The organism is Streptomyces changanensis (assembly GCF_024600715.1).
In the GTDB taxonomy this organism is placed as follows: domain Bacteria; phylum Actinomycetota; class Actinomycetes; order Streptomycetales; family Streptomycetaceae; genus Streptomyces; species Streptomyces changanensis.
Window position 1 is genome coordinate 4,631,442 of record NZ_CP102332.1, and the last position, 17,656, is coordinate 4,649,097.

Sequence of the window (17,656 nt, forward strand, 5' to 3'; positions counted from 1 at the left end):
TGTCCTCCAGCACATGGGCGGCGCGACTAGGGTGTGGGGCTGAGATGGCCAGCGATTCCTGTGGGGCAGCCCGTGCGTGATTACCTGCTGACGCTCTGCATCACGGCCGCGGTGACCTACCTCCTCACCGGTCCGGTGCGGAAGTTCGCCATCGCGGCCGGTGCGATGCCGGAGATCCGCGCCCGTGACGTGCACCGCGAGCCGACGCCGAGACTCGGCGGCATCGCCATGTTCTTCGGGCTGTGCGCCGGCCTGCTGGTCGCGGACCACCTGGACCGGCTGAACAGCGTCTTCGCGCTCTCCAACGAGCCGCGCGCCCTGCTCTCCGGCGCGGCGCTGATCTGGCTGATCGGCGTCCTCGACGACAAGTTCGAGATCGACGCGTTGATCAAGCTGGGCGGGCAGATGATCGCCGCCGGCGTGATGGTCATGCAGGGCCTGACGATCCTGTGGCTGCCCATCCCGGGCATCGGCACGGTCGGACTCACGCAGTGGCAGGGCACGCTCCTCACGGTCGCCCTGGTCGTGCTCACCATCAACGCCGTGAACTTCGTCGACGGCCTCGACGGCCTCGCCGCCGGCATGGTGTGCATCGCCTCCGCGGCGTTCTTCCTCTACGCGTACCGGATCTGGTTCGGCTACGGCATCGAGGCCGCCGCCCCGGCGACGCTCTTCGCGGCGGTGCTGATGGGCATGTGCCTGGGCTTCCTGCCGCACAACATGCACCCGGCGCGCATCTTCATGGGCGACTCCGGCTCGATGCTGATCGGCCTGGTGCTGGCCGCGTCGGCCATCTCCATCACGGGGCAGGTCGACCCGGACGCGCTGAAGATCTTCGAGGGTTCCACCCGGCAGGCGACCCACGCGGCGCTGCCGGTCTTCATCCCGCTGCTGCTGCCGCTGACGGTCATCGCGATCCCGATGGCCGACCTGGTCCTGGCGATCGTGCGGCGCACGTGGAACGGCCAGTCGCCGTTCGCCGCCGACCGCGGCCACCTGCACCACCGGCTGCTGGAGATCGGCCACTCCCACAGCCGCGCCGTCTTCATCATGTACTTCTGGTCCGCGCTGATCGGCTTCGGCGCCCTGACGTACTCGGTGCACTCCGCATCCATGTGGATCATGCTGCCGATCGTGACGCTGAGCGCCGTCGGCCTGGTGCTGCTGCTCCTGCCGCGGTTCAGGCCGCGGGCGCCGCGCTGGGCGGAGTCGTTCGTCCCGCCGCGGTACCGGCGCCGCAAGACCACCCCGCACTCCGACCCGGACCCGGCGTCCGCCGCGGCCGAGGGCGCCGGCGGTGCGGACGGGCCCGGGGAGGGGGGTACGGGTGAGCCCGTGCGCGTCCCGGCCGGGGTCAACGGCGCGACCGCCATCGGTGCCCGGTCGCACCTCCTCGAACGGCGGAAGGCCGGAACGCCGGGTTGACGAAACACCCAGGAGGGGGCAATAGCAGACAGACCGCCGCCTTGTCGTGCACACACGCGCAGTGTCACCCTCATGTGTGAGAGTCAGCACACGATCGGGTAAAGACCTCGCCAAATAGTTTGTGATACCGTTCACGAGACCCGGCGACAGAGCCGAAGGGCCGTAGTGCGACGGCCCAGTGGCGCCGAGATCCGACTCGGACCGGGCCTACGCTCGTCCATGACGACACCACTGCCCCCACCGTGAAGCGGAGATGCCGCCATGCCGTCCAACGACGCACGCACCCTCCTGCACGCCGCCGTGCCCACGCTCGCCACCGGTGCCGTCGGCGCCGTGGTCAGCGGTGTGGTGGCCGGCGGCAAGGGGGTCATCGGCGCGGTCCTCGGCGCGGTCGTGGTCGTGCTCTTCATGGGGCTCGGCATGCTCGTCCTGCAGCGCACCGCGAAGTCCCTGCCGCACCTGTTCCAGGCCATGGGCCTGATGCTCTACACGGCGCAGCTGCTGCTCCTCTTCTTCGTCATGTCGCTGCTGAAGAACACCACGCTGTTCGACTTCAAGGCCTTCGGTTTCACGCTGCTCGCAGCCACGATCGTCTGGGTCACCGCGCAGGCGCGTCACTACATGAAGGCGAAGATCCTCTACGTCGACCCCGCGTCGGGCGACACCGCCGGAGCCGCGAAGAGCGGGTCCGCGGCGTGAGAGGTAGGGCCGGGATAAAGGGCCGTTCGGGATGCTGCTATCGTCCGATGCCACATGCGGCACTGCGGGCGCGGCCATCCGAGTTGACGCCTGTCCCAGCGCGACGCTCGACGCCCAGCCGCCGCCCCCTTATCCGTAAGACCAGTCCAGTGCCGAACCGCGGCTGCGTGCCGCGCCGACACAACGAGGTTGCCGTACCCATGCGCCACGCTGAAGGAGCCCGCGGTGAGTGCTGACCAGACGCTTGCCTTCGACCCCGATTGCCACCTGTTCACACCGTGTGGCTTCCCGGCGCCGGGCCTGCACACCTTCCTGTACGAGCCCATCGCCACCGTCGGCAGCTTCGAGTTCACCAAGCCGATGCTGCTCGCCTTCCTGAGCTCCATCGTCGTCATCGGGTTCTTCTGGGCCGCCTTCGCCAAGCCGAAGCTCGTGCCGGGCAAGATGCAGATGATCGGTGAGGCCGGGTACGACTTCGTGCGCCGCGGCATCGTCTACGAGATCATCGGCAAGAAGGACGGCGAGAAGTACGTCCCGCTGATGGTGTCGCTGTTCTTCTTCGTGTGGATCATGAACCTCTGGTCCATCATCCCGCTCGCGCAGTTCCCGGTCACCTCGCTGATCGCGTTCCCCGCCGGCCTCGCCCTGATGGTGTACGTGCTGTGGGTGGGCCTCACCTTCAAGAAGCACGGCTTCGTCGGCGGCTGGAAGAACATCCTCGGCTACGACAAGTCCCTCGGCGCGATCCTGCCGCTGATCATGCTGCTCGAGTTCTTCTCGAACCTGATCATCCGGCCCTTCACCCACGCGGTGCGACTGTTCGCGAACATGTTCGCCGGCCACCTGCTGATCGTCATGTTCTCCCTGGCCACCTGGTACCTGATGAACGGCCTCGGCTTCGTCTACGCCGGCGCCTCGTTCGTCATGGTCGTCGTGATGACCGCCTTCGAGCTCTTCATCCAGGCCGTCCAGGCGTACGTCTTCGTGCTCCTGGCCTCCAGCTACATCCAGGGCGCGCTCTCCGAGCACCACTGAGCCGTCCACTCTCACGCCCCCTGCCATCCGGTGGCCAACCCCCACCGGGTCATTGAAAGAGAAGGAAGAACCGGCATGTCCGCTCTCCAGCAGCTCGCCGCCGAGAACGCTGTCTCCGGAAACGTCTCCGCCATCGGCTACGGCCTGGCCGCGATCGGCCCCGGCGTCGGCGTCGGCATCATCTTCGGTAACGGCACCCAGGCCCTCGCCCGCCAGCCCGAGGCTGCCGGCCTGATCCGTACCAACCAGATCATGGGTTTCGCCTTCTGTGAGGCGCTCGCCCTCATCGGCATCGTCATGGGCTTCGTCTACAAGTAAGCCGGACCGAACGCCCAGACCCCTTTCACGGAAGGCACTGATGTGAACGCTCTGTTCCTTGCAGCAGCGGAGGAGCCTCAGAATCCTCTTCTGCCGCATCTCGACGAGCTCGTCATCGGCCTGATCGCCTTCGCCGTCGTCTTCGGCTTCCTCGCCAAGAAGCTCCTCCCGAACATCAACAAGGTTCTGGAAGAGCGCCGCGAGGCGATCGAGGGCGGGATCGAGAAGGCCGAGTCGGCCCAGATCGAGGCCCAGAGTGTGCTTGAGCAGTACAAGGCTCAGCTCGCCGAGGCCCGTCACGAGGCCGCGCGTCTGCGCCAGGAGGCACAGGAGCAGGGCGCCGCGATCATCGCCGAGATGAAGGCGGAAGGCCAGCGCCAGCGCGAGGAGATCGTCGCCACCGGCCACGCGCAGATCGAGGCCGACCGCAAGGCGGCGGCTTCCGCCCTGCGCCAGGACGTCGGCAAGCTCGCGACCGACCTGGCCGGCAAGCTGGTCGGCGAGTCCCTCGAGGACGTCGCCCGCCAGAGCCGCACCATCGACCGCTTCCTCGACGAGCTCGAGGAGAAGGCCGAGGCAGCCCGATGACGTCGCCGCACGGAGCGAGCCGCGAGGCGCTGGCTGCCGCGCGTGAGCGTCTCGACGCGCTGACCGACAGCACGTCGGTCGACGCGACGAAGCTCGCCGACGAGCTGGCCGCCGTCACCGCGCTGCTCGACCGCGAGGTGTCGCTGCGTCGGGTCCTGACCGACCCGGCGCAGTCCGGCGAGGCCAAGGCCGACCTGGCGACCCGACTGCTCGGCGGTCAGGTGGGCGGCGAGGTCACGGACCTGGTGGCCGGCATGGTCCGCTCCCGCTGGTCCCGGTCGCGCGACCTGGTCGACGCGATCGAGGAGCTGGCGAACACGGCGGACCTCATCGCCGCGCAGAAGGCCGGTGCCCTCGACGGCGTCGAGGACGAGCTGTTCCGGTTCGGCCGCATCACCGCGGCCAGCCCGGCGCTGCGCTCGGCCCTCACCGACCGGAGCGCCACGGCCACCGCGAAGGGCGAGCTGCTGGCCCGCCTCCTCGGCGGCCGGGCCAGCGCGACGACCGAGCGGCTGGTCGTCCGCCTGGTCACGCTGCCGCGGGGACGTAGCCTGGAGGGGGGACTGGAGTCCCTGTCCAAGCTCGCCGCGGCGCGGCGGGACCGGATGGTCGCTGTCGTCACCTCGGCGGTACCGCTCACCGACCAGCAGAAGCTGCGCCTCGGCGCCGCGCTGGCGCAGCTGTACGGCCGGCAGATGCACCTGAACCTCGACGTGGACCCCACGGTCCTCGGCGGGATCTCGGTGCGGATCGGTGACGAGCTCATCAACGGCACGGTCGCCACCCGCCTCGACGAGGCGTCGCGGCGGCTGGCCGGCTGACCGACCGACCAGGTCACCACAGAGAAGAAGCGTTACCTACGGCCCGGTTGGGCCGTGCACAGGATGCAGAAGTTCTGGGGGGAGCCCCCAGATCCCCCAAAAGACTTCGGGCCCAACAAGGAGAGCAGGGAACCCAGATGGCGGAGCTCACGATCCGGCCGGAGGAGATCCGGGACGCGCTGGAGAACTTTGTCCAGTCGTACAAGCCGGACGCGGCCTCGCGCGAGGAGGTCGGTACGGTCAGCGTTGCCGGCGACGGCATCGCGAAGGTGGAGGGCCTGCCCTCGACCATGGCCAACGAACTGCTGAAGTTCGAGGACGGCACCCTCGGCCTCGCCCTCAACCTCGAGGAGCGCGAGATCGGTGCCATTGTCCTCGGCGAGTTCAGCGGCATCGAGGAGGGCCAGTCGGTCCAGCGCACGGGCGAGGTCCTGTCCGTCGCCGTCGGCGAGGGCTACCTGGGTCGCGTCGTCGACCCGCTCGGCAACCCGATCGACGGCCTCGGCGAGATCGAGACGTCCGGCCGCCGCGCCCTCGAGCTGCAGGCCCCCACGGTCATGCAGCGCAAGTCGGTGCACGAGCCGATGGAGACCGGGTACAAGGCCGTCGACGCCATGACCCCGATCGGCCGTGGTCAGCGTCAGCTGATCATCGGCGACCGCCAGACGGGCAAGACCGCCCTGGCCGTCGACACGATCATCAACCAGCGTGACAACTGGCGCACGGGCGACCCGAAGAAGCAGGTCCGCTGCATCTACGTCGCCATCGGCCAGAAGGGCTCCACCATCGCGTCCGTCCGCGGCGCGCTGGAGGAGGCCGGTGCCCTGGAGTACACGACCATCGTCGCCGCCCCGGCGTCCGACCCGGCCGGCTTCAAGTACCTGGCGCCCTACACCGGCTCCGCCATCGGTCAGCAGTGGATGTACGAGGGCAAGCACGTCCTCATCATCTTCGACGACCTGTCGAAGCAGGCCGACGCCTACCGCGCCGTGTCGCTGCTGCTGCGCCGCCCGCCGGGCCGCGAGGCCTACCCGGGTGACGTCTTCTACCTGCACTCCCGCCTCCTGGAGCGCTGCGCCAAGCTCTCCGACGAGATGGGTGCCGGTTCGATGACCGGTCTGCCGATCGTCGAGACCAAGGCCAACGACGTCTCGGCGTTCATCCCGACCAACGTCATCTCCATCACCGACGGCCAGTGCTTCCTGGAGTCCGACCTGTTCAACGCCGGTCAGCGCCCGGCCCTGAACGTCGGTATCTCCGTGTCGCGTGTCGGTGGCTCCGCCCAGCACAAGGCCATGAAGCAGGTCTCCGGGCGCCTCCGCGTCGACCTGGCCCAGTTCCGTGAGCTGGAGGCGTTCGCCGCCTTCGGTTCCGACCTGGACGCCGCGTCGAAGTCGGCCCTGGAGCGCGGCAAGCGCATGGTCGAGCTGCTGAAGCAGCCGCAGTACCAGCCGATGTCGACCGAGAACCAGGTCGTCTCCGTCTGGGCCGGCACCACCGGCAAGATGGACGACGTCCCGGTCCAGGACATCCGCCGCTTCGAGACGGAGCTGCTGGACTTCCTGCACCGCGAGCACAAGTCGCTCATGACGTCGATCCGCGAGGGCGGGAAGATGTCCGACGACACGCTCGACAAGGTCGCGGAGTGCATCACCGACTTCAAGAAGCAGTTCGAGACCTTCGACGGCAAGCTGCTCGGCGAGGACGCCCCGGCCGCCGTCAACGTTTCCAAGTGACGACGGAAGGGACCTGATCCATGGGAGCGCAGCTCCGGGTCTACAAGCGTCGCATCCGGTCCGTCACCGCGACGAAGAAGATCACCAAGGCGATGGAGATGATCGCCGCCTCGCGCATCGTCAAGGCGCAGCGCAAGGTGGCGGCCTCCACGCCGTACGCGACCGAGCTCACCCGCGCGGTCACGGCGGTGGCGACCGGGTCGAACACCAACCACCCCCTCACCACGGAGGCGGACACCCCGACCCGTGCCGCGGTCCTGCTCATCACGAGCGACCGCGGTCTGGCCGGCGGCTACTCCTCCAACGCCATCAAGCAGGCCGACCGGCTCACCGAGCGGCTGCGCGGCGAGGGCAAGGAGGTCGACGCCTACATCGTCGGCCGCAAGGGTGTCGCCTACTACGGCTTCCGTGAGCGCAAGGTCGCGGAATCCTGGACCGGCTTTACCGACAATCCCACCTACGCGGACGCCAAGTCGGTGGCCGCCCCGCTCATCGCGGCGGTCCAGCAGGACACCGCGCAGGGCGGTGTCGACGAGCTGCACATCGTCTTCACGGAGTTCGTGTCGATGATGACGCAGACGCCGGTGGACAACCGGATGCTGCCGCTCAGCCTCGAGAAGGCCGCGGAGGAGACCGGGGGCAAGGGCGAGATCCTTCCCCTGTTCGACTTCGAGCCGTCGGCGGAGGACGTCCTCGACGCCCTGCTGCCGCGCTACGTCGAGAGCCGGGTCTACAACGCCCTGCTGCAGGCCGCCGCTTCCGAGCACGCGGCCCGCCGCCGGGCGATGAAGTCGGCCACCGACAACGCGGGAGACCTGATCAACTCGCTCTCGCGCCTTGCCAACGCGGCCCGCCAGGCCGAAATCACCCAGGAAATCAGCGAGATCGTCGGTGGCGCCAGCGCCCTGGCCGACGCGACCGCGGGGAGTGACAAGTAATGACGACCACTGTTGAGACGGCCGCCGCCACGGGCCGCGTCGCCCGGGTCATCGGCCCGGTCGTCGACGTGGAGTTCCCCGTCGACGCGATGCCGGAGATCTACAACGCGCTGCACGTCGAGGTGGCCGACCCGGCCCAGGACGGCGCGAAGAAGACGCTGACCCTGGAGGTCGCCCAGCACCTGGGTGACGGCCTGGTCCGCACCATCTCGATGCAGCCGACCGACGGCCTGGTCCGCCAGGCCGCGGTCACCGACACGGGCGCGGGCATCTCCGTGCCGGTCGGCGACTTCACCAAGGGCAAGGTGTTCAACACCCTCGGCGAGGTGCTGAACCACCCCGAGGAGAACGCCAACGTCGGTGAGCGCTGGCCGATCCACCGCAAGGCCCCCGCCTTCGACCAGCTCGAGTCGAAGACGGAGATGTTCGAGACCGGTCTGAAGGTCGTCGACCTCCTCACCCCGTACGTCAAGGGTGGAAAGATCGGTCTGTTCGGTGGTGCCGGTGTCGGCAAGACCGTGCTGATCCAGGAAATGATCATGCGTGTCGCCAACCTCCACGAGGGCGTCTCCGTCTTCGCGGGCGTCGGTGAGCGCACCCGCGAGGGCAACGACCTCATCGCGGAGATGGAGGAGTCCGGCGTCCTGGACAAGACCGCCCTGGTCTTCGGACAGATGGACGAGCCCCCGGGCACCCGTCTGCGCGTCGCCCTGGCCGGTCTGACGATGGCGGAGTACTTCCGCGACGTCCAGAAGCAGGACGTGCTCTTCTTCATCGACAACATCTTCCGGTTCACCCAGGCCGGTTCCGAGGTGTCCACCCTGCTCGGCCGCATGCCGTCCGCGGTGGGTTACCAGCCGAACCTGGCCGACGAGATGGGTCTCCTCCAGGAGCGCATCACGTCGACCCGCGGTCACTCGATCACCTCGATGCAGGCGATCTACGTCCCCGCGGACGACCTGACCGACCCGGCGCCGGCCACCACCTTCGCCCACCTCGACGCGACGACGGTTCTCTCCCGTCCGATCTCCGAGAAGGGCATCTACCCGGCCGTGGACCCGCTGGACTCCACGTCCCGGATCCTGGACCCGCGCTACATCGCGCAGGAGCACTACGACGCCGCCATGCGCGTCAAGGGCATCCTGCAGAAGTACAAGGACCTCCAGGACATCATCGCGATCCTCGGTATCGACGAGCTGGGCGAGGAGGACAAGCTGGTCGTCCACCGTGCCCGTCGCGTCGAGCGCTTCCTGTCCCAGAACACCCACGCGGCGAAGCAGTTCACCGGCGTGGACGGTTCGGACGTGCCGCTCGACGAGTCGATCGCCGCGTTCAACGCGATCTGCGACGGTGAGTACGACCACTTCCCCGAGCAGGCCTTCTTCATGTGCGGTGGCCTCGAGGACCTCAAGAAGAACGCCAAGGAACTCGGCGTCTCCTGACCCTCGTGGCCGTGGGAGGGGGTGGGCGCGTCCCGCCCCCTCCCGCTGCACAGCCCCGGGGGGAGACCCCCGGACATCCCCGGCCGTCCCCGGCCGGGCGCGGGTCCCCGGCGTTTCGCGCCGGCACCCCTACTAGACTTATGACCCAACACCCGGCAGAACCCGCCGGGTGGTGACCCGAGGAGCCACCCTTGGCTGCTGAGCTGCACGTCGAGCTGGTCGCCGCTGACCGGAATGTCTGGTCCGGCGGGGCCACCCTGGTCATCGCGCGCACCACCTCCGGCGACATCGGCGTCATGCCCGGCCACCAGCCGCTGCTCGGTGTGCTGGAGTCGGGCCCGGTGACCATCCGTACGAGTGATGGTGGAACGGTCGTCGCCGCGGTGCACGGCGGTTTCCTGTCGTTCGCGGACAACAAGCTGTCGCTGCTCGCGGAGATCGCCGAGCTGGCGGACGAGATCGACACCCAGCGTGCCGAGCGTGCGCTGGAGCGTGCGAAGGCGGAGTCGGACGCCGCTGCCGAGCGGCGCGCCGAGATCCGGCTGCGCGCGGTGGCGGCGCGCTAGCGCACCGCCACTGATGTACCTCGCCGGGCGCCCTCCAGGGGGTGGCCCGGCCCCTCAGCCGCGGCCCCGGCTGGACCATCCAGACCGGGCCGCGGCTGAGGCGATGCGGATGCAGGTCGTATTCGGTTACAGGACGAGGCGAGGAGGTCGGTGGAGATGTTCCTCGCTCTGCTGGTGAGCGCACTGGTCGTCGCACTGGTGGTGATCGGGCTCTTCGTCTTCGGCCTGCGCCGGCGGCTCATCCAGCGCTCCGGCGGCACCTTCGACTGCAGCCTGCGCTGGAACGTCCCCGAGGAGACCGACACCTCCGGCAAGGGGTGGGTGTACGGGGTCGCCCGGTACAGCGGCGACCGGATCGCCTGGTTCCGCGTCTTCTCCTACGCCCCCCGTCCCCGCCGCGTCCTGGAGCGGGCCGCCATCGAGGTCCTGCACCGACGCCTGCCGGAGGGCGAGGAGGAGCTGGCGCTCCTGTCGGACTCCGTCGTCCTCGGCTGTCTGCACCGGGACACGCGCCTGGAGCTCGCCATGAGCGAGGACGCCCTCACCGGCTTCCTCGCCTGGCTGGAGGCGGCGCCCCCGGGCCAACGGGTGAACGTGGCGTAGCGGCCCGCCCGTACCGCCGTGCGGGACGCCCGTACCGTCCGTACCGCCGCGTGGCACCCACCCCGTACACACGGGTCGAGCCGCACCCTCGGGTGCGGCTCGACCGTTTTCGTGCGGGGTGGTGCCGGTGGTGCGGTGGTGTTACCGGAGGCCGGTGTGGATGGCGTTCGCCAGCTCACCGTTGGCGGTGTCGCCGCTGAACTCCCAGAAGAACGCTCCACCGAGCCCCTGGCCCTTGGCCCAGCTCATCTTGGACTGGACGGTCGCCGGGGTGTCGTAGCTCCACCAGTTGGTGCCGCAGTGGGCGTACGCCGTGCCGGCCACGGTGCCGTTCGCCGGGCAGGTGTTCTTCAGGACCTTGTAGTCCTCGATGCCCTGCTCGTAGGTGCCGGCCGCCGGGCCCGTCGCCGTGCCGCCCGGCTCCTTCTGGGTGACGCCGGTCCAGCCGCGGCCGTAGAAGCCGATGCCGAGCAGCAGCTTCGCGGACGGCACGCCCTTCGCCTTCAGCTTGGCGATGGCCTCGGCGGAGTTGAAGCCGGCCTGCGGGATGCCCGGGTACGAGGTGAGCGGGGAGTGCGGGGCCGTCGGACCCTTCGCCGCCCAGGCGCCGAAGAAGTCGTACGTCATCACGTTGTACCAGTCGGTGTACGCGGCGGCCGGACCGTAGTCCGCGGCGTCGATCTTGCCGCCGGGGGAGGCGTCCGCGGTGATGGCGGCGGTGACCAGGTTCTTCGCGCCGAACTTGGCCCGCATGGCCTTCATCATGTTGGTGAAGGCGGCCGGGCCGCTGGTGTCGCAGGTCAGGCCGCAGGCGTTGGGGTACTCCCAGTCCAGGTCGATGCCGTCGAAGACGTCGGCCCAGCGCGGGTCCTCCACCAGGTCGTAGCAGGACTGGGCGAACGCGGCCGGGTTCTGCACGGCCTGGCCGAAGCCGCCGGACCAGGTCCAGCCGCCGAACGACCACAGCACCTTGATGTGCGGGTACTGGGCCTTCAGCTTGCGCAGCTGGTTGAAGTTGCCGCGCAGCGGCTGGTCCCAGGTGTCGGCCTTGCCGTCGACGGACTGGTCGGCGGTGTACGCCTTGTCGTAGTCGGCGTAGGCGTCACCGATGGTGCACTTGCCACCCTGGACGTTGCCGAACGCGTAGTTGATGTGGGTGATCTTGGCGGCCGAGCCGGACGTCACGAGGTTCTTGACGTGGTAGTTGCGGCCGTAGACGCCCCAGTTGGTGAAGTAGCCCAGCTTGACCTTGTCCGTCGGGCCGGGGCCCGGGCCGGGGTCGGTGCCGCCGCCCGTGGTGCGGACCGCGACCGAGCCGCTGGCCGGTCCGGTCTGGTCGGCGGTGTCACGGGCCTGGACGCTGTAGGAGTAGTCGGTGCCGGCGGTCAGGCCGGTGTCGGAGAACGACAGGCCGGTGACCGTGGCGACCTTGGCGCCGTCGCGCAGGACGTCGTAGTTCTTGACGCCCTTGTCGTCGGTCGCCGCGGTCCAGGCGAGCTTCACCGAGGTGTCGGTGACGTCCGAGGCGGTCGGGGTGCCGGGCGCGGACGGCTTCGCGTCGCCGGGCTGGTCCGGGGTCCCGTCGCAGGAGCCGCCGTTCAGCTTGCACCCGGTCGGGGAGCCGGTGCCGGAGCCGTTGAACCCGAAGGAGACGGAGGCCCCGGGGGCGAGGGTTCCGTTCCAGCTGATGTTCTTGGCGGTCCAGTGGGTCCCGCTGTTGGTGACGGAGGCGTCCCAGGCGGAGGAGACCGACGTGCCGGAGGGGAAGTCCCACTCGACGGTCCAGGAGTCGAGAGTGGTGGTACCGGTGTTCTTCACCGTCCACTTGCCCTCGAAGCCGGATCCCCAGTCGGAGACCTTGGCGTAGGTGGCGGTCGCCGAGGTGGCGGCCTGCGCGGGGGTCGCGAGGCCGACCATCGCGGCCAGGGGCAGCAGCAGTGCGGTGGCTCCGGCCGTGGCTCTGGCCAGGAGTCCCGTTCTGCGCGGAAGTGCTTGAGTGCTCGTACTCAACGGTGCTCCTCAAGGTGCGGACGGACAACGTGGGGGTCCGTGCGTCCGTGAAATGTGCGCGCCGTGAGCGTAGGAAGGTCTGGACCAATCGTCAATAGGTCCAGACCACTTGAGTGTGGGTCGGGGAGCCGCCCCGTCAGACGCCCAACTCCTGCGCCAGCACCGCCGCCTGCACCCGGCTGCGCAGCCCCAGCTTCCCCAGCATGCGGCTGACGTGCGTCTTCACCGTCGCCTCCGCCATGTCCAGGCGCACCGCGATCTCCGCGTTCGACAGCCCCTCGCCGAGGCACGACAGCACTTCGCGCTCCCGTCGGGTCAGTGGCTCCAGCACCGCCGGGTCCGGCGCCGCGCCGCGCGCGGCGGGCCTTTGGGGGGCCGCGAACTCGGCGATCAGCCGCCGGGTCACCGCCGGCGCGATGAGCCCCTCGCCGCGCGCCACCGTCCGCACGCCCTCGATCAGGTCCCGCGCCTCGGTGTTCTTCAGCAGGAACCCGGCCGCGCCGGCGCGCAGCGCGCCGAAGACGTACTCGTCCAGGTCGAAGGTGGTCAGCACCAGGACGTCCGCGATCCCCTCGGCGACCACCTGGCGCGTCGCCGAGACTCCGTCGAGCAGCGGCATCTGAATGTCCATCAGGACGAGGTCGGGCCGCAGCTCTCGCGCCAGCCGCACCGCCTCCTCGCCGTCGCCCGCCTCGCCCACGACCTCGATGTCGGGGGCGCTGCGCAGGATGAGGACGAGGCCGGCGCGTACGGCCCGCTGGTCCTCCGCGACCAGCACCCGGACAGGACGGCCCACCGCCCCGGCCCGGCCCGTCGTCCCGGTGCCGCCCACCGCCCCGGCCCGGCCCGTCGTCCCGGTGCCACCCACCGCCCCAGCCCGGCCCGTCGTCCCGGTGCCGCCCCCGGTCCCGGTACGGCCCGCGGTCCCGGTACGGCCCGCGGTCCCGGTACGGCCCGTGGCCCCGGTACGGCCCGTGGCCGCGGTAGGGCCCGTGGCCGCGGTAGGGCCTGTCGTCCCCGTGTCGGGTCCTGGGGCCGTGCCGGGTCCCCCGCCCATACCGCCCGCGCCCCCGCCCATACCGCCCGCGCCGGCGTCCGTACCGCCCGCGTCCGTACCGTCCGGTCCCGTACCCGTGTTCATGCCGCCGGCTCCTCGTCGTCCTTCGCCACGGGCAGCACCGCCCGTACCCGCCACGTCCTGCCCCCGGCCCCGGCCGCCCCGTCCACCGGGCCCGCCTCGAACTCACCGCCCAGCAGCGCCACCCGCTCCCGCATCCCCACCAGGCCGGCCCCCGATCCGGGCGCCCGGGGCCCGGACGCACGCGGTCCGGCCGCCGGGCGGTCGAACGGGCTGGTCACCGCGACCGTCAGCGCGTGGTCGGCCCGCTCCACCACGACGGTCACCTCGCCCGCGTCGGCGTGCTTGAGCGCGTTCGTCAGCGACTCCTGCACGATGCGGTACGCGGCGAGCTCCACCGGCGCCGGCAGACGACCGTCCGGCGGCGGGGCGGTCAGCGTGAACGTCAGCCCGCTCGCCATGCCGTGCGCCGCCGTCTGCCGTACCAGCGCGGCGAGCCCGGCGAGGGTCGGCGCGGGCGCGGGCTCGTCCCCTCCGCCGCTGTCCCGGAGCAGTGAGATGAGGCGACGCATTTCGGCCAGGCCCTCGACGCTGTTCTCCCGGATCACGCCGAGCGCCTCACGGCTCGTCCCCGGGTCGTCCAGGGAGAGCGCGGCGGTCGAGTGGATGGCGATCGCGGAGAGGTGCCCGGCCACCATGTCGTGCAGTTCCCGGGCCATCCGGGCCCGCTCCGCCACGACCGCCTCCCGGCGGTCCATCTCGGCCAGCAGCGCCGTCTGCTCGGCCCGCAGCCGGGCCGCGTCGGCGGCCTGCCGGTGGTTGCGGACCACCGCGCCGGTGGTGGCGGGCACGAACGACACCATGCCGGTGAGCACGCCGAGCAGCAGCGCCCACGGCTCCCGGTACCAGGCGAGCGACGCGATCGAGACCGCGACGGTGATCAGCCCCGTCGTCACCGGCAGCCGCCGGGCGGAGGCGGGCGGGCCGTACACGACGGCCGCGTACACGAGGTCCGTGAACATCAGGATCGTCGCGATGCTGCCGCGCGTGAACTGGTCCGCGACGACCGCGACCGTCCCGACCAGCAGGACCGTGCGCGGCCGGCTGCGCCGGAGGAACTCCAGCGACGTCATCACCAGCAGCGGCAGCAGGACGACCCACGACGCGTCCAGGATGGCGTGATCCGGCCCCTGGTTGAACACGCCGAGCGACCAGAGGAGCAGGCCGCCGCCCAGGCCCGTCGAGGCCAGGAAGACGTCGTCGCGGTGGGGGCGGGGCGGTGTCACGGTCCCATCCAACACACCCCCGCGGCCCCGGGGCGTCGGCGCCCCGGGTGAGCCGTGACTACATCGAAGGATGCAGCCCGGACTCCTCATCGGCGACGACGCCCGGCGCGCGCGGGGGCGGCAGGCTGGAGGGCATGGTCGTCACACTGATCGTGGTCTGCGAAGTCGGCTTCTGGGTGCTGCTGGCCGCCGGACTCGCCACCCGCTACCTGCTGAGGATGCCGCGCGCGGGCGCCGCGCTGCTGCTCTGCGAGCCGCTGCTGGAGGTCGTCCTGCTGGTCGTGACCGCGATGGACCTCAGGAGCGGCGCGGAGCCGAGCTGGCGGCACGGGCTGGCCGCGCTGTACATCGGGTACACCGTCGGCCACGGCCACCGCACGGTGAAGTGGCTCGACGGCCACGCCGCCCACCGCTTCGGCGGCGCCCCCCGCCCGGCCGGCCCCCCGCGCTACGGCACGGCCCGCGCCCGCTACGAGGGCCGGCTCTGGTTCGGCACCCTCCTGGGCGCGGCGGTCGCGACCCTCCTGCTGTGGCTGGCGATCCTGTACGTCGGCGACCCGAGCCGCACCGGCCCCCTCCAGGGCTGGATGGGCGCGGCGTGGCGGGCGGCCGGCATCCACGGCCTGATCGCGCTGTCGTACGTGGTCTGGCCGCGGAAGGCGCCCGAGCCCGAGCCCGACAGGCAGGACCCGGTCCCGACGGAACGCCGCTGACCCCCGCCCCGGCCCTGCGGCCGGGGCGGGGTGACCGTGTCCCGGTGGTGGGCGTTGGGGGCGGGGGCGGCGGTCGGCGTTCTCCGCCGGGGACCCACAGGACGTCGCCCGGCTCCTTGTCGGCCGTCCGGGCCAGGATGCCGTGTCTTCCCGGGGGGCGACCCCCGGACCCCCGGCCGGGGCGGGGTGACCGTGTGCCGGTGGTGGGCGTTGGGGGCGGGGTCGGTTGGTCAGCGTTCTCCGCCGGGGACCCACAGGACGTCGCCCAGCTCCTTGTTGGCCGTCCGGGCCAGGATGAACAGCAGGTCGGACAGGCGGTTGAGGTACGTCGCCGTGAGGGCGTTCATCGTCCCGCCGTGCACCTCCAGCGCCGCCCACGTCGAACGCTCGGCGCGGCGGACGACCGTGCACGCCTGGTGCAGGAGCGCCGCGCCCGGAGTGCCGCCCGGGAGGATGAAGGAGCGCAGCTTCTCCAGGTCCTCCAGGAACCGGTCGCAGTCCGCCTCCAGCTTGTCGACGTACGACTGCTCCACCCGCAGCGGCGGGTACTCCGGGTCCTCGACCACCGGGGTCGCCAGGTCCGCGCCCACGTCGAACAGGTCGTTCTGCACCCGGACGAGGACCTTGACGACCTCCTCGGGCAGCTCGCCGAGGGCGATGGCCGTGCCGATGACGGCGTTGGCCTCGTTGGCGTCGGCGTACGCGGCGATCCGCAGGTCCGTCTTGGCGGTGCGGCTCATGTCGCCCAGCGCCGTCGTGCCCTTGTCGCCGGTGCGGGTGTAGATGCGCGTCAGGTTGACCATGCGTTCAGCCTAGTGACGCGGCGCCCACCGCGGCAGACGTGTGTGCCGTGCGTCACGACCGGTACCGGTCCGTGTACGACAGGGGGCTACCGCCCGGTAGGTTGGGTCCGCGCGCGGTACGCTCACGCGACGGCCCGTTCCGGTGTGATGTCCGTCATCCGAGACGTGACGCGCATCTCTTCACCGCCCACAGCACCCCTCCCGGGCAGTAATCTCCCGCCGGAGAAACGAAAAGTGAACGCGTGTTAAGGGGACGAATCGTGGCCAGGAAGCTCGCCGTCATCGGCGCCGGACTCATGGGGTCCGGCATCGCTCAGGTCTCCGCCCAGGCGGGCTGGGACGTCGTGCTGCGCGACGTCACGGACGCCGCCCTCACCCGCGGCACGGACGGCATCAAGGCGTCGTACGACAAGTTCGTCGCCAAGGGCCGGCTGGACGCCGCCGACGCCGAGGCCGCCCTGGCGCGCATCACCACGACCACCGACCTCGACGCCGTCGCCGACGCCGACATCGTGGTCGAGGCCGTCTTCGAGAAGCTCGAGGTCAAGCACGAGATCTTCCGCGCCCTGGACAAGCTCGTCCGGGACGACGCGGTCCTCGCCTCCAACACCTCCGCCATCCCGATCACGAAGATCGCGGCGGTCACCGAGCGCCCCGAGCGGGTCGTCGGCGCCCACTTCTTCTCGCCCGTCCCGATGATGCAGCTCTGCGAGCTGGTCCGCGGCTACAAGACGAGCGACGAAACCCTCGCCACCGCCCGCGCGTTCGCCGAGTCCGTCGGCAAGACCTGCATCGTCGTCAACCGCGACGTCGCCGGCTTCGTCACCACGCGGCTCATCTCCGCGCTCGTCGTCGAGGCGGCCAAGCTGCACGAGTCCGGCGTGGCCTCCGCCGAGGACATCGACATCGCGTGCAAGCTGGGCTTCGGCCACGCCATGGGACCGCTCGCCACCGCGGACCTCACCGGCGTCGACATCCTGCTGCACGCCACCGGCAACATCTACACGGAGTCCCAGGACGAGAAGTTCGCCCCGCCGGAGCTGATGCGCCGGATGGTGGACGCCGGTGACATCGGCCGCAAGAGCGGGCAGGGCTTCTACAAGTACTGACCGCGCCGCACCACCCGCCCTCACCCGTCGGGGTGAATTCGGTCTCGGTTCGCTTACAAGGCGCAACTGCTCGGCTGACGTCGGAGTCAGTTCTTGCAACAGAAAGACGTGACGGACAAGCACAGCACTCTCGGGGAGCGCATATGCACATCAGGGGCGACCACACCGAGCTGGTCGTCGGGGGCCGCCTCGATGTCCGCAGCGCGGCGGACGCCCGTACGATCCTGCACTCGGCCGTCGACGACGGGGCCGGTGACCTGGTGCTCGACCTGACCGGCCTCGACTCCTGGGACGCCACGGGACTCGGGGTCATCATGGGCGCGCACCGCAGGGCGGGCCGCTGCGGCCGCCGCCTGGTCCTGCGGGGCGTACCGCCCCAGATGCAGCGCCTCCTCGTCGCGACCCGGCTGCACCGCATCCTCGCCATCGAGGGCGGGCTCGCCGCCGAATCGTTGCCCCGCGTCTGACGTCCGCCCGGACCGCCGC

At 70.5% G+C, this 17,656-nt stretch carries 18 protein-coding genes; 14 read left to right on the forward strand and 4 right to left on the reverse strand.

Annotation, left to right across the window (positions count from 1 at the left end; genetic code table 11):
• Positions 1–72 precede the first annotated feature (72 nt).
• The 11 genes from NRO40_RS20650 to NRO40_RS20700 all read left to right on the forward strand — a co-directional run bounded on the left by NRO40_RS20650 (position 73) and on the right by NRO40_RS20700 (position 10,171).
• A complete protein-coding gene (locus NRO40_RS20650) occupies positions 73–1,425 on the forward strand; it encodes an MraY family glycosyltransferase (RefSeq protein ID WP_058943737.1) in 1,353 nt (450 codons plus the stop codon).
• A gap of 261 nt (positions 1,426–1,686) precedes the next feature.
• Entirely contained in the window at positions 1,687–2,124 is a 438-nt protein-coding gene (locus tag NRO40_RS20655; protein ID WP_058943720.1) for a hypothetical protein, read from the forward strand.
• Positions 2,125–2,349: 225 nt separating this feature from the next.
• Positions 2,350–3,159: a F0F1 ATP synthase subunit A gene (gene atpB, locus NRO40_RS20660; protein ID WP_058943721.1), complete on the forward strand. Its 810-nt coding sequence runs from the start codon at positions 2,350–2,352 to the stop codon at positions 3,157–3,159.
• Between the two features lie 75 nt (positions 3,160–3,234).
• A complete protein-coding gene (gene atpE, locus NRO40_RS20665) occupies positions 3,235–3,477 on the forward strand; it encodes an ATP synthase F0 subunit C (RefSeq protein ID WP_058943722.1) in 243 nt (80 codons plus the stop codon).
• A 42-nt stretch (positions 3,478–3,519) separates the two neighbouring features.
• Positions 3,520–4,065 carry a F0F1 ATP synthase subunit B gene (locus NRO40_RS20670; protein WP_058943723.1) on the forward strand — a complete coding sequence of 182 codons (546 nt, stop codon included), beginning with the start codon at positions 3,520–3,522 and terminating at the stop codon, positions 4,063–4,065.
• Positions 4,062–4,886 (forward strand): F0F1 ATP synthase subunit delta, encoded by an 825-nt coding sequence (locus NRO40_RS20675; protein ID WP_058943724.1) that lies wholly within the window; start codon positions 4,062–4,064, stop codon positions 4,884–4,886. Before NRO40_RS20670 ends, NRO40_RS20675 begins: the two co-directional genes overlap by 4 nt.
• 137 nt (positions 4,887–5,023) lie before the next feature.
• The gene (atpA, locus tag NRO40_RS20680; protein WP_058943725.1) at positions 5,024–6,622 is read left to right on the forward strand and encodes a F0F1 ATP synthase subunit alpha; all 1,599 of its coding nucleotides are present in this window, start codon (positions 5,024–5,026) and stop codon (positions 6,620–6,622) included.
• Positions 6,623–6,642: 20 nt separating this feature from the next.
• On the forward strand, positions 6,643–7,560 hold the full coding sequence (locus NRO40_RS20685; RefSeq protein WP_058943726.1) for a F0F1 ATP synthase subunit gamma: 918 nt from the start codon (positions 6,643–6,645) through the stop codon (positions 7,558–7,560).
• Complete coding sequence (gene atpD / locus NRO40_RS20690) at positions 7,560–9,002, forward strand: F0F1 ATP synthase subunit beta (RefSeq protein WP_058943727.1); 1,443 nt, start codon at positions 7,560–7,562, stop codon at positions 9,000–9,002. Before NRO40_RS20685 ends, atpD begins: the two co-directional genes overlap by 1 nt.
• Before the next feature lie 191 nt (positions 9,003–9,193).
• Entirely contained in the window at positions 9,194–9,568 is a 375-nt protein-coding gene (locus tag NRO40_RS20695) for a F0F1 ATP synthase subunit epsilon (protein ID WP_058943728.1), read from the forward strand.
• Positions 9,569–9,724: 156 nt separating this feature from the next.
• Positions 9,725–10,171: a DUF2550 domain-containing protein gene (locus NRO40_RS20700; RefSeq protein WP_198549413.1), complete on the forward strand. Its 447-nt coding sequence runs from the start codon at positions 9,725–9,727 to the stop codon at positions 10,169–10,171.
• Positions 10,172–10,312: 141 nt separating this feature from the next.
• On the opposite strand, the gene NRO40_RS20705 is transcribed toward NRO40_RS20700, so the two are convergent.
• The 3 genes from NRO40_RS20705 to NRO40_RS20715 form a co-directional block, all read right to left on the reverse strand.
• Complete coding sequence (locus tag NRO40_RS20705; RefSeq protein WP_058943730.1) at positions 10,313–12,181, reverse strand: glycoside hydrolase family 18 chitinase; 1,869 nt, start codon at positions 12,179–12,181, stop codon at positions 10,313–10,315.
• Positions 12,182–12,317: 136 nt separating this feature from the next.
• Entirely contained in the window at positions 12,318–12,977 is a 660-nt protein-coding gene (locus NRO40_RS20710; RefSeq protein ID WP_058943738.1) for a response regulator, read from the reverse strand.
• A gap of 341 nt (positions 12,978–13,318) precedes the next feature.
• Entirely contained in the window at positions 13,319–14,545 is a 1,227-nt protein-coding gene (locus NRO40_RS20715) for a sensor histidine kinase (RefSeq protein WP_257375467.1), read from the reverse strand.
• Between the two features lie 134 nt (positions 14,546–14,679).
• Between NRO40_RS20715 and NRO40_RS20720 the strand changes: the two genes are divergently transcribed.
• Positions 14,680–15,258 (forward strand): hypothetical protein, encoded by a 579-nt coding sequence (locus tag NRO40_RS20720; RefSeq protein WP_058943731.1) that lies wholly within the window; start codon positions 14,680–14,682, stop codon positions 15,256–15,258.
• Between the two features lie 230 nt (positions 15,259–15,488).
• On the opposite strand, the gene NRO40_RS20725 is transcribed toward NRO40_RS20720, so the two are convergent.
• Positions 15,489–16,061, reverse strand: a complete 573-nt coding sequence (locus tag NRO40_RS20725) for a cob(I)yrinic acid a,c-diamide adenosyltransferase (protein WP_058943732.1) — start codon at positions 16,059–16,061, stop codon at positions 15,489–15,491.
• A 260-nt stretch (positions 16,062–16,321) separates the two neighbouring features.
• Here NRO40_RS20725 and NRO40_RS20730 point away from each other — a divergent pair, with 260 nt between their 5' ends.
• Positions 16,322–17,170 carry a 3-hydroxyacyl-CoA dehydrogenase family protein gene (locus tag NRO40_RS20730; RefSeq protein WP_058943733.1) on the forward strand — a complete coding sequence of 283 codons (849 nt, stop codon included), beginning with the start codon at positions 16,322–16,324 and terminating at the stop codon, positions 17,168–17,170.
• Positions 17,171–17,313: 143 nt separating this feature from the next.
• The gene (locus tag NRO40_RS20735) at positions 17,314–17,637 is read left to right on the forward strand and encodes an STAS domain-containing protein (RefSeq protein ID WP_028963801.1); all 324 of its coding nucleotides are present in this window, start codon (positions 17,314–17,316) and stop codon (positions 17,635–17,637) included.
• Positions 17,638–17,656 lie beyond the last annotated feature (19 nt).